Annotated in this window: 17 protein-coding genes; 5 read left to right on the top strand and 12 right to left on the bottom strand. The window is 43.3% G+C overall.

Annotated features, from left to right (window positions below):
- The 10 genes from D8862_RS07240 to D8862_RS07190 all read right to left on the bottom strand — a co-directional run.
- A partial coding sequence (locus D8862_RS07240; RefSeq protein ID WP_398575026.1) for a hypothetical protein occupies positions 1-390 on the bottom strand: 390 nt, incomplete at its 3' end.
- 10 nt (positions 391-400) lie between these two features.
- Positions 401-1,141, bottom strand: coding sequence for a class I SAM-dependent DNA methyltransferase (locus D8862_RS07235; protein WP_125449674.1), 741 nt, complete (start codon positions 1,139-1,141; stop codon positions 401-403).
- Positions 1,142-1,453: 312 nt separating this feature from the next.
- Entirely contained in the window at positions 1,454-1,804 is a 351-nt protein-coding gene (rsfS, locus tag D8862_RS07225) for a ribosome silencing factor (RefSeq protein WP_125449666.1), read from the bottom strand.
- A complete protein-coding gene (gene yqeK / locus D8862_RS07220; protein ID WP_125449664.1) occupies positions 1,805-2,398 on the bottom strand; it encodes a bis(5'-nucleosyl)-tetraphosphatase (symmetrical) YqeK in 594 nt (197 codons plus the stop codon).
- Positions 2,398-3,027 carry a nicotinate-nucleotide adenylyltransferase gene (locus D8862_RS07215; RefSeq protein ID WP_125449662.1) on the bottom strand — a complete coding sequence of 210 codons (630 nt, stop codon included), beginning with the start codon at positions 3,025-3,027 and terminating at the stop codon, positions 2,398-2,400. Before D8862_RS07215 ends, yqeK begins: the two co-directional genes overlap by 1 nt.
- Positions 3,028-3,078: 51 nt before the next feature.
- Positions 3,079-3,390: a ribosome assembly RNA-binding protein YhbY gene (gene yhbY / locus D8862_RS07210; RefSeq protein WP_000060169.1), complete on the bottom strand. Its 312-nt coding sequence runs from the start codon at positions 3,388-3,390 to the stop codon at positions 3,079-3,081.
- Positions 3,391-3,603: 213 nt separating this feature from the next.
- Entirely contained in the window at positions 3,604-4,710 is a 1,107-nt protein-coding gene (gene yqeH, locus D8862_RS07205) for a ribosome biogenesis GTPase YqeH (RefSeq protein WP_125449660.1), read from the bottom strand.
- A gap of 2 nt (positions 4,711-4,712) precedes the next feature.
- Positions 4,713-5,240, bottom strand: coding sequence for a YqeG family HAD IIIA-type phosphatase (locus tag D8862_RS07200; RefSeq protein ID WP_125449658.1), 528 nt, complete (start codon positions 5,238-5,240; stop codon positions 4,713-4,715).
- 17 nt (positions 5,241-5,257) lie between these two features.
- Positions 5,258-6,166 carry a magnesium transporter CorA family protein gene (locus tag D8862_RS07195; RefSeq protein WP_038804075.1) on the bottom strand — a complete coding sequence of 303 codons (909 nt, stop codon included), beginning with the start codon at positions 6,164-6,166 and terminating at the stop codon, positions 5,258-5,260.
- A 57-nt stretch (positions 6,167-6,223) separates the two neighbouring features.
- Positions 6,224-6,784 (bottom strand): mechanosensitive ion channel family protein, encoded by a 561-nt coding sequence (locus tag D8862_RS07190; RefSeq protein WP_125449656.1) that lies wholly within the window; start codon positions 6,782-6,784, stop codon positions 6,224-6,226.
- 148 nt (positions 6,785-6,932) lie between these two features.
- Here D8862_RS07190 and sstT point away from each other — a divergent pair, with 148 nt between their 5' ends.
- Positions 6,933-8,138, top strand: coding sequence for a serine/threonine transporter SstT (gene sstT, locus D8862_RS07185; protein WP_125449654.1), 1,206 nt, complete (start codon positions 6,933-6,935; stop codon positions 8,136-8,138).
- A gap of 67 nt (positions 8,139-8,205) precedes the next feature.
- Positions 8,206-9,159, top strand: coding sequence for an aromatic acid exporter family protein (locus D8862_RS07180; protein WP_125449652.1), 954 nt, complete (start codon positions 8,206-8,208; stop codon positions 9,157-9,159).
- Positions 9,160-9,410: 251 nt separating this feature from the next.
- Here the strand turns inward: D8862_RS07180 and D8862_RS07175 are convergent, their stop codons facing one another.
- Positions 9,411-10,955, bottom strand: a complete 1,545-nt coding sequence (locus D8862_RS07175; RefSeq protein ID WP_125449650.1) for a peptide chain release factor 3 — start codon at positions 10,953-10,955, stop codon at positions 9,411-9,413.
- 144 nt (positions 10,956-11,099) lie between these two features.
- Complete coding sequence (locus D8862_RS07165) at positions 11,100-11,792, bottom strand: YwaF family protein (protein ID WP_125449646.1); 693 nt, start codon at positions 11,790-11,792, stop codon at positions 11,100-11,102.
- A 204-nt stretch (positions 11,793-11,996) separates the two neighbouring features.
- Between D8862_RS07165 and gatC the strand changes: the two genes are divergently transcribed.
- From gatC to gatB, 3 genes are read left to right on the top strand one after another with little or no spacing between them, the layout of a single operon-like run.
- Entirely contained in the window at positions 11,997-12,299 is a 303-nt protein-coding gene (gene gatC, locus D8862_RS07160; RefSeq protein WP_000705412.1) for an Asp-tRNA(Asn)/Glu-tRNA(Gln) amidotransferase subunit GatC, read from the top strand.
- A complete protein-coding gene (gene gatA / locus D8862_RS07155; RefSeq protein WP_125449644.1) occupies positions 12,299-13,765 on the top strand; it encodes an Asp-tRNA(Asn)/Glu-tRNA(Gln) amidotransferase subunit GatA in 1,467 nt (488 codons plus the stop codon). Before gatC ends, gatA begins: the two co-directional genes overlap by 1 nt.
- Positions 13,765-15,207, top strand: coding sequence for an Asp-tRNA(Asn)/Glu-tRNA(Gln) amidotransferase subunit GatB (gatB, locus tag D8862_RS07150; protein WP_125449642.1), 1,443 nt, complete (start codon positions 13,765-13,767; stop codon positions 15,205-15,207). Before gatA ends, gatB begins: the two co-directional genes overlap by 1 nt.
- The last annotated feature ends 73 nt before the right edge of the window (positions 15,208-15,280 follow it).

Below are 15,280 nucleotides of genomic sequence, written 5' to 3'. Positions count from 1 at the left end.
GACAAATATGACTCCTAAAATGAGGGGCAAGATAATATATTTAAAAAATTCAAACCCTTCATCTTTTTCTATAGAAATTATCTTGTTTAAAAATATAATTGGCCACTTTAAAATTTGCAAAATTAATAAGAGTGGGATAAAAATTATCAACATTATAAATCCCAATAACATTATGAATAAAGTTCTAAAATTTTTTTTAATATTTTTAAACTCCAAATTATTTTTCAAATTTATAGTATCACTTTGAAAAATTGATTTCATTTTGTTCTTAAGAGAATTAAAAACATTATTTTTAGAAATAACTTCAGAGTTGCCAGCAACAAGTTTGATAAGATAAAAAATAAAATATGAGCAAATTATTATAAACCAAACACTTTCATTTTTTCCCAATATTTTTCTCCTACTTCTGCGCGACAAAAAACCAACGGGTGCTGGTTTCTGTTGGCTCCTTGTCCTCAAAGTCCGCATAGAGTTTGAAGGACTTGAAACCGGCCTGTTCCAGCAAAATATCATAGGTCAGGACCTCATAGGTCCGCTCCTCATGCACTTCATCGTGACGACTAAAGGAACCGTCAGCCTCCTTGACAAAGAAAGTCAACTCATGCACGATGGAGTGAGGAGCTTCGTCCTCATAGGTGTCCCAAAGCATAGCGAAATCTTCCGCATTTTCATGGTAGGAATAGCCAGGGAATACTTCGTCTGTCTGGTAGGTCGAATGCACATCAAAGATGAAAACTCCATCTTCATTGAGGGTACTATACACTTCCTTAAAGACGTCTCCTACCTCGACCTCATCCTGCATGTAGCAGATAGAGTCCGAGTAACAAGTCACAAAATCATATTTACCAGCCTTGGATAAATCCAGCATATTGCCTTCAATAAAATCAATCTTTTGCTTGGCTGAAGCAGCTCTCTTCTCCGCAATCTTCAACATATCCGCGCTCAAATCAAGTCCAGTTACATCAAAGCCTGCTTGAGAAAAGCGCACAGACTGGATACCTGTCCCACAAGCCAATTCCAAAAGCTTCTTTCTCTCCTTGGTCTTAGGCAAATGACGTAGAGAAAAATCCGTCCATTTATCGTATAAACTATCATCCATCACAGCATCGTAAACAGCCGCAAAGGTTTCATAAGTCGCCATAATTAAGATACAAAGAGCGTTAAAAGCAGGGAGAAAATAGGAAACTTTCTGCTGTATCGTCAGATACAAAGGAAGTTTATCTTTTTCTCGCAGCTTTTAGCTCGTGTTCAGTTTCGAGATGAACAAAACACAACGCTCTCACCTTTCTATCAATTTTTTCTAAAATAAGCAAATAAACCCAGTTGACTGCAACTGAGTTCAATTGTAACGCTATAGTCTTTTCATTTGCTTTTAGTACTAGGCAACGAATTGCAGGCATAACTAGAGTTAGGCAAAATGAGTTAACGCCGTAATAAAAGATAAAGGAAAAGACTATAAAGTTTCAGATAAATCTACTGACTCCGCCTCATGCCAGAGTTTTTCTAGGTTATAGTGGGCACGCATTTCTTCTGAGAAGATATGCACAACGACACCACCGAGGTCCAACAAAACCCAGCCTCCAGCTGCATCGCCTTCAACATGGCTGCCTTTAAAGCCTGCTTCCGCTACTTTTTCACGAATGTTATCAGCAATAGCGTCCAACTGACGACTATTCATAGAGCTCGTGATGACAAAGTAGTCCGTCACGCTGGTCAAATCTTGTACGTCAAGTGCAAGGATATCCTCCGCACGTTTCTCATCAGCCGCTTTCACGACTAGTTCTAGTAATTCTTTTTCGTTCATTTAGTCCTCTTTCAAATAGTGTACAAAGGCGTTATAGGTTTCAAGGGTTTGGGGATAGATGGGGAATCCCTGATGAGCCAAATGTTCCACAGTTCGCGCTGTTTCGTAGGCCACTGCCTTATTGAGCGATAGCTCAGCAATTTCACGCGCCTGTTCCACTCCAGGAAAGGCACGATTGTGCTCAATGTAGTCTGCGACGTAGATAACCTTATCAAGATCAGTCATCTGACCAGCTCCGACCGTATGGATTTCAATAGCTCGCAGGATTTCAGAATCATGCAAATCCAAATCTTCCTGAATCTTGTAGATGCCAACCATCCCATGCCAGACATTATTGCCCCAGTTTTTGAGGTCAGGGTCTAGCTGATAACGGTCAATCAAGTCTAGAAATTCCTGATCTGACAGTTTTTTAGCATAATCATGAAGAAGGCCTGCTAAACCAGCTTTCTCGGTATCGACTCCAAATCTCTCGGCTAACTCTATAGCTGCACGCTCTACACCAAGACAATGGGTTAAGCGTTTCTCAGGCAGAAGCTCTGCCATTTTTTCCAACAAAACCTCACGGGAACAGTTGATATAGTCTTGGTATGCCATCAGTAAAGCTCCTCCTTCTCGATGTAGTCTAGCACTGGCTGAGGTAGGAGAAAGTTAGGCTTCCGACCTTGGGCAATGAAGTCACGCACCATGCTGGACGAGATGTCCATGAGAGGCACATCCACCCAGATAACTGGATAGGAAGTCCCTGCCTTGTAGCGTGGGCGCTGAACTCCAACAAACTGAACCATGTCGACCAGCTCATCAATTCGGTACCACTTAGGCAGATAGTCCACCATATCAGCCCCGATAATGAAGTAATAATCCGTATCTGGATTCTTCTCAGTTAGAAGTTTCATGGTGTCGTAGGTGTAGGAAATACCCTTGCGCTCTAACTCAATGGTTTCAATGGCTAGTCCTTCAATCCCCTCAATCGCCAACTCAAGCATCTTGAGGCGGTGGTGCTCAGGGATGGTTTCCTTTTTATCTACGTGAGGAGGTTGGTATTCGGGCATGAGCAAGACCTGGTCCAGTCCCAACTGTTGTCGCACTTGGTCCGCAACAATCAGATGGGCATTGTGAACAGGGTTAAAATTTCCCCCTAAAATCCCGACTTGTTTGCGTTTTTTCTCCTTGATTTCTGGCTCCAACTCTACCTTGGTAAAGGGAGTCAATAATTCGATTGCCATAGGCTCGTCTTCCTTTAATTCTCTGTAAAAACAGTTGTTTGGAGTAGGGTTTTAGATTTCTTTGACTTTTTTAGAAATCTTGCGATTTTCTTTCTTGCTGGATTGCTTAAACAAAATCAAGATGCGTCCGATTTTTTGGACTGTATCCACACCGATTTCTTCTTCCAAGATTTCAGCTACTTCGTGGATGTTTTCGTCTGTGTTTTGTAAGAGAGTAACCTTGATCAATTCGCGAGCGTCAAGAGCTTGACGGACGCTGGTTTTGATTTGGTCGTTAAGTCCATTTTTCCCGATTTGAATGATGGGTTTGAGGGTGTGTGCCTGGCTGTTGAGGAAGGCACGTTGTTTCGATGTTAATGACATAATTTCTTAAAAAGAGTTTCTTTTTATACTTTTCTAAAGTGGTGACGGACGTCAGCAAAGTCCTTCGAACTTTCATGACTAAAATTTGAGCCTAAGGTCTCAAATTTTCCGCAGTTGGTACAATCACTTGTACCAACTAACACCACGGCGAAAAGTATTCTCTACGGGCTCGCAACGCTCGCCTTAATAAAGACAACCCTTTCCTTTCTGTGTTTAAATAATTGCTTTTCGTGTGACGACGGCGACGCCTTCTGGTGCCCAGACGGCGACTTTGGCAGTGTCTGTTACTCGGATCCAGCCGAGTCCTGAGATGACTAGGTCTGTTTTGTCCTTGATGGTAAATACATGCTGGACTAGTTTTGGAAAGTCCTCTTTTTCCTTGCTATTTGGTGGCGTCAAAAGGGTTCCTAAGTGCTTGTCATAGAAAGCACTAGCACCTTCTAGCTTGGTACGGTGGAGTTTAAGTTCATTGTCAAAGAAGGCAGTAAAACCTTGCTTTTCTCCTGCAATGAAGTCAAATCGTCCCAAACCACCTAGAAACAGGGTTTGCTCAGGGTTTAGCTGATAGGTTTTAGGCTTGATTTCCTTTTTAGGGCTGACATACTTGAGGTTTTTGGCTGTCAAGTAGTGGGCCATCTGGTGGCGGTGAATAATTCCCGGCGTATCATAGATATAAGATCCGTCGTCAAGCGGAATCTCAATCTTGTCCAAGGTCGTCCCTGGAAAGCGCGAAGTCGTGATGACATTCTGGTCACCTGTGATTTCTTGGATAATAGCGTTGATAAGGGTTGACTTTCCAACGTTGGTCACCCCAACTACGTATACATCACGGCCCTTGCGGTAGTGTTCAATCTTGTCAATGACTTCCTTGATAGCATGCTTGTTTTGGGCTGAAGTGAGAACGACATCCACGGGGCGAAGACCTTCTTCGTGGGCACGTTCCATGAGCCACTGGCTAATCTTGCTCGGTTTAACAGACTTGGGCAGGATATTTTTTTTATTTCCAACCAAGAGGACATCATTGCCCGACACAAAACGTGACAAACCTGGGATGACAGAGCCATTAAAGTCAAAGATATCAATGACATTGACCACCAAGGCATCACTGTCTCCCACCTCGTGCAAGAGCTTGAGGAAGTCATCATCTGTCAACTGGACATCCGTGATTTCATTGTAGTGGCGGAGACGGAAACAACGTTGGCAATAGACTTCGCCAGTCTCCAAACCTTTTTCGAGTGCTGATTGGGGAGTGAAACCAAGACCAGCCTTGTCTGTCGTCTGAATGGTTGCTCCACAACCAATACAGAGAATTTCTTCCATAGTTAAATTCCTTTTTTATATGTAATTGGTCCGTACTTTTCCGTTATTTTTCGCATGACACGGCGCTCACGAGCTCGGTTGATTTGCGTTTTGATCGAGTCGTGTTGGACCAAGGGTTTGACCAAGATTGAGCGAATGCCTGCACGATGAGCCGCTCGTATATCTGTCATAAGTTGATCGCCGACCATGACCACTTCATTTTTTTCGTAGTGAAATTCCTTCATGGCACGGTCAATCCCAAATGTGAAGGGCTTCAAGGCCCAATAAACGTAATCAATCCCAAATTTTTCAACTGCTCGTTGAACCCGTTTTTTGGTATTATTTGAGACCACGATGATGCGGATACCTGCGTCACGGAGGTCATGTAGCCATTGCTTCATCTCTGGCGTTCCATCAGGGTTATTCCAAGCAATGAGGGTATTGTCCAAATCGACCAAAACAGCCTTGATTCCCTGCGCCTGCAGGCTTGGGACTGTCAGATCATAGACTGCCCCCACAGCAAAATCTGGCATATAGTTTTCAATTGCCATTCTGGCTCCTTTTCTTTTTAATTTCTAGCAATTTTCTTTAAACATTGGGCTAAGACTGCCCATAAAATTAGACTAGCTATCAAAATATAAATCCAAGCATTCGGTTCATCTGTAAACGGTAAAGGGACATTCATTCCGAAGAATCCTGTAATAACCGCAAGGATAGCCAGCAAGACTGAGATAATTGTCAAAGTTGTCAAATTATCATTCAAATTATTATTTAGGATGTTGTTGTAAGAGGCTGAGAGTTGTTGCAAAACTTGAGAAATCAAGTCTGTCATCGAAACCAACTGATGCGCTTCAATCATAGCATCATCAAACTGCTCTCTTTCTACCTCATTAAGATTGCGATAAAGAGCATGCCCTTGGATATGTTCCAAGAGAAGACGATTTTGTTTGGCAGCAGCTGTCAGGTAAACCATACCAGTTTCCAAGTCAGAGAGGGCAAAAAGATTTTTTTTAGTTGTTTTTTGACGAAGAAGTGCACTGATTTCATCCTTACTTTTATCCATCTCTTCAATAACTGGATAATAAGCATTACTAATAATCTCTAAACTGGCAAAAAGAAATTTGTAGATGGAAATAATTTCATGGCTTTCAAGATAGGTCGCCATACGTTTAATCACATAAGTATTCTTGTGATTGCTGATGGTGATCAGCCGTTGTTTTTCAACGATAAAGGTCATCGGAATCGCTTCATAATATTCTTTGTCTTTTTCTAAATCAAGAACATTGTAAATGAAGGTTACCGTCCCCGTTTCACGGTTATAATCCATGTGGGCTCGTTCATTTCTATCCAGAGCATACTCGATGGTTTCCTTGTCCAATCCATAGATGTCAGAAAGATCTTCCATGTTTTTAATCTTGTCCACATCAAGGTCTATCCAGGTACAATCATGACCTAGTTTTTTCTCTACAAATAGCATACTCTCTCCTTTACCAAACTCTTTCTATTGTACCACAAATCTGCCAAAATAGCAGACCTACTCTGTACGAGAGAAGTTGCTGACAACAGTGATATTTCGGTTGGGAACAAAGTGAAGGGCTTGGTCATCACTGCGAAGTTGGGTCGTACGGATTCCTACACTGACAACCTTTCCAGATACGGTAATAGGACCATTTGTGAGGACCACTTCGTCGCCCACATCGAGCTGGCGTTCAAAGAGGATGAAAAAGCCGTTGATGACATCGGATAAAAAGCCTTGAGCTCCCATCCCAATGGCAACCCCAGCAATTCCTGCCCCAGCAAGGAGGCTGGAAACTGGCAAGCCCAAAATAGACAAGATACAGTAAATTAAAAAGAAATAAAGGGTGTAGTTAAAGATATTCTCAAGCAAACGAGAGATGGTCTTTTGTCTTCCTGCATCCCGATTTGAGAATTTAAGTGAGGGCTTGACAATCTTTCGTACAGTCGCATGAAGCATCTTTTTAGCTATATAAAATAACAGAAACAAAATTAAAAGAGAAATCAGCTTGGTCAAGAGATTCTCTAATACAGTTGTTACATCCAATTTATCAAGATAACGTTGAAAAAATTCTTGCATACAAAACTCCTTTTTAGTATTATACCACAAATCATCCCGTTCAAATCCCTCATAAATATTCCGATATTCTCCCAAACTCAAAAAAAGACTTGCCTCAACGGCATATTTATACTATAATCATAAACAATACATTTTGAAGGAGACTATTATGAAAAAAATCATTCGAGCCTGGAACAAGGCCAGCCTCATCAAACGTATCCTAATCGGCATGCTTCTGGGAGCCTCTCTAGGGCTACTTTTCCCTAGTCTGTCAGGGCTCGGCATTCTCGGTGACCTATTCGTTGGGGGTCTGAAAGCCATCGCTCCTGTCTTGGTCTTTACCCTCGTCGCAAATGCCCTCTCACAACATCAAAAAGGGCAAGATACCAATATGAAGACCGTTATTTTTCTCTATCTACTCGGTACCTTTGCTGCTGCCTTGGTTGCTGTACTGGCTAGTTTTCTCTTCCCCGTCCAGATTACTCTCAGCAGTGCGAGCACAGAGATTGCCCCACCAGACGGCATCGGTCAAGTTCTCAGCAACCTCCTACTGAATCTCGTGGACAATCCCCTCAATGCCATCGTCCAAGCTAATTATATCGGGATCCTATCCTGGGCTGTTGTCTTTGGACTTGCTATGAGAGAAGCTAGCAAAAACAGCAAGGAATTGCTCAAAACCATGGCTGGTGTAACTTCCAAGATTGTAGAGTGGATTATCAATTTGGCACCTTTCGGAATTATGGGCTTGGTCTTCAAGACCATCTCTGATAAAGGAATTACCAGCCTTGCTAACTACGGAATTTTGCTAGGACTCTTGATTGCAACTATGGCTTTTGTGGCCCTTGTCATCAATCCCCTCATTGCCTTTTTCTTTATGAGAGAAAATCCTTATCCCCTTGTTTTTAAATGTTTGCGTGTCAGTGGAATTACAGCTTTCTTTACTCGTAGTTCTGCCGCTAATATCCCTGTCAACATGAAACTCTGCCAAGATCTAGGACTCAATCCAGATACCTACTCTGTTTCTATCCCTCTTGGCTCCACTATTAACATGGCTGGCGCAGCCGTAACCATTAACATTCTGACTCTAGCTGCAGTCAATACGCTAGGAATCTCTGTCGACTTTGGTACAGCTTTTGTGCTCAGTGTAGTGGCTGCTATTTCTGCCTGCGGAGCTTCTGGAATCGCTGGCGGATCACTCCTCCTCATTCCCGTCGCTTGTAGTCTCTTTGGGATTTCAAATGACGTTGCTATGCAGGTAGTCGGAGTTGGTTTTGTCATCGGTGTCGTCCAAGATTCCTGCGAAACTGCCCTAAACTCTTCTACCGACGTCCTCTTTACAGCAGTAGCTGAGTACGCGTCGGCACGTAAAAAATAGATTTTTTAAGACAAGTCTTCCAAGCCTTGTCTTTTATACTCTTATTCTAGTATTATAGGAAATTCTCATGTCTATCACCCAACGTACGACAAAACTGATCTTAGCGACCTGTCTCGCTTGTTTTCTCGCTTATTTTTTAGATTTATCATCAGCAGTGTCAGCTGGAATTATCGCCCTCTTAAGCCTATCCGACACGCGCAGAAGCACGCTGAAATTGGCACGTAACCGCCTCTTTTCCATGCTCCTAGCACTGGCTATCGGTGTTCTAGCCTTTCAGCTGACAGGCTTTCACATCTGGAGCCTCGGGCTCTATCTGGCTCTCTACGTGCCTCTAGCCTATAAAATGGGTTGGGAAATTGGCATCACCCCTAGCAGTGTCTTGGTCAGTCATCTTTTGGTACAGGAGTCTACCTCTCCAGATCTCTTGCTCAATGAAGTGTTCCTCTTTCTCATCGGGACAAGCTTTGCTCTATTGGTCAATCTTTATATGCCCTCTCGTGATAAAGCCATCCAAAGCTACCACCTTCAGGTCGAAGAAAAGTTAAAAGGCATCCTGCTTCGCTTTAAATACTATCTGTCGAGGGGAGACGGACGCAATCAAGCCCAACTCGTTGACCAATTAGACAACCTCCTTGATGAGGCCCTCAAGCTGGTCTATTTGGATCACTCAGACCACCTCTTTCACCAGACGGACTACCATATCCACTACTTTGAGATGAGGCAACGGCAAAGTCGTATCCTGCGAAATATGGCCCAGCAGATCAATACCTGTCATCTGGCCGCAAGTGAGAGTTTGATTTTGGCCCAGCTCTTTTCTAAGATCGCTGCCCAGCTAAGCCAGACCAATCCTGCCAACGAGCTACTTGATGACATCAAACGCTATCTGCAAGTCTTCCGCAATCGGAGTCTCCCTAAAACACGTGAGGAGTTTGAAACCCGTGCTACCCTCCTGCAGCTACTACGCGAAGCCGAAACCTTCATTCAGGTCAAGGTCGATTTTTATCAGAAATATGGAAACTAGAAAAACCTCAGAAGAATTCATGTAACATGATTTCTTTGAGGTTTTTAATTTACCTTTGACTTCAATTACCTTTACTATATGAAAAAATCCACGAATCGATATTATTCGCGGACTTTTCCTAGTAAAGCATTTAGGTAAGCCACCATAGCGGTCACCGATTGTTAGATTACGACACTGAGTTTTACAAATCGATTTCATTTGTAAAACCCAGTTAGTGAGGCAGTTAGGTAAGTCTAATAGGACTTACTGAATCACATTTTTTCCTCTAACTCAACATTCGGATACTTATCCGCAAACCAGCGGAGGGCAAAGTCGTTTTCAAAAAGGAATACTGGTTGGTCGAAGCGGTCTTTGGCCAAGATATTTCGGCTTGAAGACATACGCTCGTCTAGGTCTTCCGGCTTGATCCAACGAACGGTCTTTTTACCCATTGGAGTCATGACAACTTCAGCGTTGTACTCACCTTCCATACGGTGTTTAAACACTTCAAACTGAAGTTGACCTACAGCGCCCAGCATGTACTCGCCTGTTTGGTAATTCTTATAAAGCTGAATGGCTCCTTCTTGTACCAACTGTTCCATTCCCTTGTGGAAGGATTTTTGCTTCATGACGTTCTTAGCAGAAACTTTCATGAAAATTTCAGGTGTAAAGGTTGGTAGTGGTTCAAATTCAAACTTGTTTTTTCCAACCGTCAAAGTGTCTCCAACCTGATAAGTACCGGTATCGTAAACCCCGATGATGTCTCCTGCAACAGCATTGGTCACATTCTCACGACTTTCCGCCATAAACTGGGTAACATTAGAAAGCTTGGCAGTCTTCCCAGTACGAGGCAGATTAACACTCATACCGCGCTCAAATTCCCCCGATACGATACGGACAAAGGCGATACGGTCACGGTGACGAGGGTCCATGTTGGCTTGGATTTTAAAAACGAATCCTGAGAAATCCTTGTCATAAGGATCGACAATTTCACCGTCTGTCTTCTTGTGTCCATGTGGTTCTGGAGCAAACTTAAGGAAGGTCTCAAGGAAGGTCTGCACCCCAAAGTTAGTCAGGGCTGAACCGAAGAAGACCGGAGTCAGTTCTCCTGCAAGAATAGCTTCTTCTGAAAATTCATTTCCTGCTTCTTGCAAAAGTTCGATGTCATCCTTAACCTGAGCGTAGAAAGGATTGCTTCCAAAGAGCTTGTCTCCTTCTTCCAGACTGGCAAAACGCTCATCCCCTTTATAAAGTTCTAAACGTTGGTTATAGAGGTCATACAAGCCCTCAAAAGCTTTCCCCATCCCGATTGGCCAGTTCATCGGATAACTCGCAATACCCAAGACTTCTTCCAATTCTTGCAAGAGGTCCAGTGGCTCACGGCCATCACGGTCCAGCTTGTTCATAAAGGTAAAGACTGGAATACCACGATGTTTGACAACCTCAAACAATTTCTTGGTTTGGGCCTCGATACCCTTGGCAGAGTCCACGACCATGACCGCAGCATCCACCGCCATCAAGGTCCGATAGGTGTCTTCTGAAAAGTCCTCGTGCCCTGGTGTGTCGAGGATGTTGACGCGTTTGCCGTCGTAGTCAAACTGCATAACAGATGAAGTTACCGAAATCCCACGTTGTTTCTCGATATCCATCCAGTCAGACTTGGCAAAAGTCCCTGTTTTCTTTCCTTTTACAGTACCAGCCTCACGAATCTCGCCCCCAAAGTAGAGCAACTGCTCAGTAATGGTTGTTTTCCCCGCGTCCGGATGGGAGATAATGGCAAAGGTACGGCGTTTCTTAATTTCTTCTTGAATAGTCATAAGTTCTCTTTCTTTGATTTTCTATTTTTAGTTGTTTCAGTAGCTAAGAATGATTTTTACATTGGATTTTACCATTCCTTTCAACTCTCCATTATATCGGATTTTGGGGAGTTTTTCAATTGCTCATCCGATGAAAAAGGTAGGCTAGAGCACAGATTTCACCTGATTTCTCTTTTTCCACCGTTTCTTGAACAAGATATCAAAGAGAAGCAAAGCTAGAGAAAGAATAACCGACACAAGGAGGTGCTTTATCCATAGAGGTGCATGAGAGATAAACGGTGTATCTCTTAAGAGGCCATAATTTCCACCAGTCACCTGATTAACCCCAACTAGAAAGAGATTGAGGATAAAGGTATAGGCTACAATCATATATTTCTTGAGCAGGCTCTTGTCATAGTGATTCATCAAGTAGACCAAAGAATTCACCAAAAGGGCATAGTGCCCAATCAAAAATGAAAAACTAGTGATATGGGGAAAATCATAGGGGTCAAAAACGGGGTAAACCAAAGCAAAGACCGCTCCACTTGCTCCTAAGAGGGCAAAGTATTGCTTGCTCCGCCATTTATCTGGCAAGAAAATCACTGCAAACATAGCCAAACGACAATGATAAAAAGGAAGGCTATTAGAAAACGGAATCCCAAAACCAACATACCAACTATAAAGAGCTAGTAACTGGAGAATCTGAATCCCCTTAAACAAGTAGACAAAGCGTGGATTCTTGTGATAAGCAAGTGCTCCATAAATACAAAGCACTAAGACAAGCATCATAATCCCATACCAAAAGAGCGAAATAGGAGGAGGTACGGTTTGGAATCTTGTAAAAAAATTATGTAGCATATTTTCTATCCTAACTCATCTTTCGAGGAATTCTTCCTACATTAATCTCTAGTCTCACTCAATTTTTCTTTTAGTTTAACTATTATAGCGAATTAAAAGCGATTTTTCAATTTCTATTTCTTTTCAGTTTGCCTTAGCTTATTTATAGGAAAATATGGTAAAATAGAACAGACTAAAAATCATCATTTCACGAAAGGATGCAAGATGAAAATTACGCAAGAAGAGGTAACACACGTTGCCAATCTTTCAAAATTAAAATTCTCTGAAGAAGAAACTGCTGCCTTTGCGACAACCTTATCTAAAATTGTTGACATGGTTGAATTGCTAGGCGAAGTCGACACGACTGGTGTCGCACCTACTACAACCATGGCTGACCGCAAGACCGTACTCCGCCCTGATGTTGCCGAAGAAGGAACAGACCGTGACCGCTTGTTTAAAAACGTACCTGAAAAAGAAAACTACTATATCAAGGTACCAGCGATTCTAGACGATGGAGGAGATGCCTAATGACTTTTAATAGCAAAACTATTGAAGACTTGCACAACCTCCTTGTCTCTAAGGAAATTTCAGCAACTGAATTGACCCAAGCTACGCTTGAAGATATCAAGTCTCGCGAGACAACTATCAACGCATTTGTCACTATCGCTGAAGAGCAAGCCCTTGCTCAAGCTAAGAATATTGATGAAGCTGGAATTGACGCGGATAATGTCCTTTCAGGAATTCCACTGGCTGTTAAAGATAATATCTCTACAGATGGTATCCTGACAACTGCAGCCTCAAAAATGCTCTACAACTACGAGCCTATCTTTGATGCGACAGCCGTTGCCAATGCCAAAGCTAAGGGTATGATTGTTGTCGGAAAAACCAACATGGACGAGTTTGCCATGGGTGGTTCAGGTGAGACTTCTCACTACGGAGCAACTAAAAATGCTTGGGACCAGACCAAGGTTCCTGGTGGTTCATCAAGTGGTTCTTCTGCAGCTGTAGCGTCAGGACAAGTCCGCTTGTCACTTGGTTCTGATACTGGTGGTTCCATCCGCCAACCTGCTGCCTTCAACGGGATCGTCGGTCTCAAACCAACCTACGGAACGGTTTCACGTTTCGGGCTCATTGCCTTTGGTAGCTCTCTAGACCAAATCGGTCCCTTTGCACCAACTGTTAAGGAGAATGCCCTCTTGCTCAACGCTATTGCCAGCGAAGATGCCAAAGACTCGACTTCTGCTCCTGTCCGCATTGCCGACTTTACTTCCAAAATCGGTCAAGACATCAAAGGCATGAAAATTGCTTTGCCTAAGGAATACCTTGGTGAAGGGATTGACCCAGAAGTTAAAGAAACCATTATCAAGGCAGCCAAACACTTTGAGAAACTTGGCGCTATCGTCGAAGAAGTGAGCCTTCCTCACTCTAAATACGGTGTTGCCGTTTACTACATCATCGCTTCATCAGAAGCATCCTCAAACTTGCAACGCTTTGACGGTATCCGTTACGGCTACCGCGCAGAGGATGCGACGAATCTTGACGAAATCTATGTAAACAGCCGTAGCCAAGGTTTCGGTGAAGAAGTGAAACGTCGTATCATGCTAGGTACTTTCAGCCTTTCATCAGGTTACTACGATGCCTACTACAAGAAAGCTGGTCAAGTCCGTACCCTTATCATTCAAGATTTCGAAAAAGTCTTTGCGGATTACGACTTAATTTTGGGACCAACTGCACCAAGCGTTGCCTATGACTTGGACTCACTCAACCACGACCCGGTTGCCATGTACTTGGCAGATCTTTTGACCATCCCTGTCAACTTGGCAGGTCTCCCAGGGATTTCGATTCCTGCTGGATTTGCTCAAGGTCTACCTGTTGGTCTCCAATTGATCGGTCCTAAGTACTCTGAGGAGACCATTTACCAAGCTGCCGCTGCTTTTGAAGCAACAACAGACTACCACAAACAACAACCCGTGATTTTTGGAGGTGATAACTAATGAACTTTGAAACAGTCATTGGACTTGAAGTCCACGTAGAGCTCAACACCAATTCAAAAATCTTCTCACCAACTTCTGCCCACTTCGGAAATGACCAAAACGCCAACACCAACGTGATTGACTGGTCTTTCCCTGGCGTACTGCCTGTTCTCAATAAAGGTGTTGTCGATGCCGGAATCAAGGCAGCTCTTGCCCTCAACATGGACATCCATAAAAAGATGCACTTTGACCGCAAGAACTACTTCTACCCTGATAATCCAAAGGCCTACCAAATTTCCCAGTTTGATGAGCCAATCGGTTATAACGGCTGGATTGAAGTGGAGCTCGAAGACGGTACAACTAAGAAAATCGGTATCGAACGTGCTCACCTAGAAGAAGACGCTGGTAAAAACACCCACGGTACAGATGGCTACTCCTATGTAGACCTCAACCGCCAAGGGGTACCATTGATTGAGATTGTATCTGAAGCTGACATGCGTTCGCCAGAAGAAGCCTATGCTTACCTGACAGCCCTCAAGGAAGTCATCCAGTACGCTGGTATTTCTGACGTTAAGATGGAAGAAGGTTCTATGCGTGTGGATGCCAACATCTCTCTTCGTCCTTATGGTCAAGAGAAATTCGGTACCAAGACTGAGTTGAAGAACTTGAATTCCTTCTCAAATGTTCGCAAGGGTCTTGAATACGAAGTCCAACGTCAAGCCGAAATCCTTCGCTCAGGTGGTCAAATTCGTCAAGAAACACGCCGTTACGATGAAGCTAACAAAGCAACCATCCTCATGCGTGTCAAGGAAGGGGCTGCAGACTACCGCTACTTCCCAGAACCAGACCTACCCCTCTTTGAAATCTCTGATGAGTGGATCGAAGAAATGCGTACAGAGTTGCCAGAGTTTCCAAAAGAACGCCGTGCTCGCTACGTTGCTGACCTTGGCTTGTCAGACTACGACGCTAGTCAGTTGACTGCAAACAAAGTCACTTCTGACTTCTTTGAAAAAGCTGTTGCCCTCGGTGGCGATGCTAAGCAAGTCTCAAACTGGCTCCAAGGAGAAGTCGCTCAATTCTTGAACGCTGAAGGCAAAACACTAGAACAAATCGAATTAACACCAGAAAACTTAGTAGAAATGATTGCCATCATTGAAGATGGTACCATCTCATCTAAGATTGCCAAGAAAGTCTTTGTCCACCTGGCTAAAAATGGCGGTGGGGCGCGTGAATACGTGGAAAAAGCTGGCTTGGTGCAAATCTCAGATCCAGATATCTTGATTCCAATCATCCACCAAGTCTTTGCCGATAACCAATCTGCTGTTGCCGACTTCAAGTCAGGTAAACGCAACGCAGACAAGGCCTTCACAGGATTCCTTATGAAGGCAACCAAAGGCCAAGCCAACCCACAAGTTGCCCTTAAACTCCTTGCACAAGAATTGGCGAAGTTGAAAGAAAACTAGACAGAACAAAACCAGCCCTAAGGTTGGTTTTTTCTTCTCTACCAACTCCCAATAACTATTTTGGCTTTATTTC

The organism is Streptococcus oralis, assembly GCF_003942585.1.
Classification (GTDB): domain Bacteria; phylum Bacillota; class Bacilli; order Lactobacillales; family Streptococcaceae; genus Streptococcus; species Streptococcus oralis_BE.
This window is presented reverse-complemented; position numbering and strand designations above follow the sequence as displayed.

Bases quoted from the DNA above. Each gene is read 5' to 3' on its own strand.
- D8862_RS07235 (WP_125449674.1), bottom strand. From the start codon at position 1,141: ATGGCGACTTATGAAACCTTTGCGGCTGTTTACGATGCTGTGATGGAT.
- rsfS (WP_125449666.1), bottom strand. From the start codon at position 1,804: ATGAACGAAAAAGAATTACTAGAACTAGTCGTGAAAGCGGCTGATGAG.
- yqeK (WP_125449664.1), bottom strand. From the start codon at position 2,398: ATGGCATACCAAGACTATATCAACTGTTCCCGTGAGGTTTTGTTGGAA.
- D8862_RS07215 (WP_125449662.1), bottom strand. From the start codon at position 3,027: ATGGCAATCGAATTATTGACTCCCTTTACCAAGGTAGAGTTGGAGCCA.
- yhbY (WP_000060169.1), bottom strand. From the start codon at position 3,390: ATGTCATTAACATCGAAACAACGTGCCTTCCTCAACAGCCAGGCACAC.
- yqeH (WP_125449660.1), bottom strand. From the start codon at position 4,710: ATGGAAGAAATTCTCTGTATTGGTTGTGGAGCAACCATTCAGACGACA.
- D8862_RS07200 (WP_125449658.1), bottom strand. From the start codon at position 5,240: ATGGCAATTGAAAACTATATGCCAGATTTTGCTGTGGGGGCAGTCTAT.
- D8862_RS07195 (WP_038804075.1), bottom strand. From the start codon at position 6,166: ATGCTATTTGTAGAGAAAAAACTAGGTCATGATTGTACCTGGATAGAC.
- D8862_RS07190 (WP_125449656.1), bottom strand. From the start codon at position 6,784: ATGCAAGAATTTTTTCAACGTTATCTTGATAAATTGGATGTAACAACT.
- sstT (WP_125449654.1), top strand. From the start codon at position 6,933: ATGAAAAAAATCATTCGAGCCTGGAACAAGGCCAGCCTCATCAAACGT.
- D8862_RS07180 (WP_125449652.1), top strand. From the start codon at position 8,206: ATGTCTATCACCCAACGTACGACAAAACTGATCTTAGCGACCTGTCTC.
- D8862_RS07175 (WP_125449650.1), bottom strand. From the start codon at position 10,955: ATGACTATTCAAGAAGAAATTAAGAAACGCCGTACCTTTGCCATTATC.
- D8862_RS07165 (WP_125449646.1), bottom strand. From the start codon at position 11,792: ATGCTACATAATTTTTTTACAAGATTCCAAACCGTACCTCCTCCTATT.
- gatC (WP_000705412.1), top strand. From the start codon at position 11,997: ATGAAAATTACGCAAGAAGAGGTAACACACGTTGCCAATCTTTCAAAA.
- gatA (WP_125449644.1), top strand. From the start codon at position 12,299: ATGACTTTTAATAGCAAAACTATTGAAGACTTGCACAACCTCCTTGTC.
- gatB (WP_125449642.1), top strand. From the start codon at position 13,765: ATGAACTTTGAAACAGTCATTGGACTTGAAGTCCACGTAGAGCTCAAC.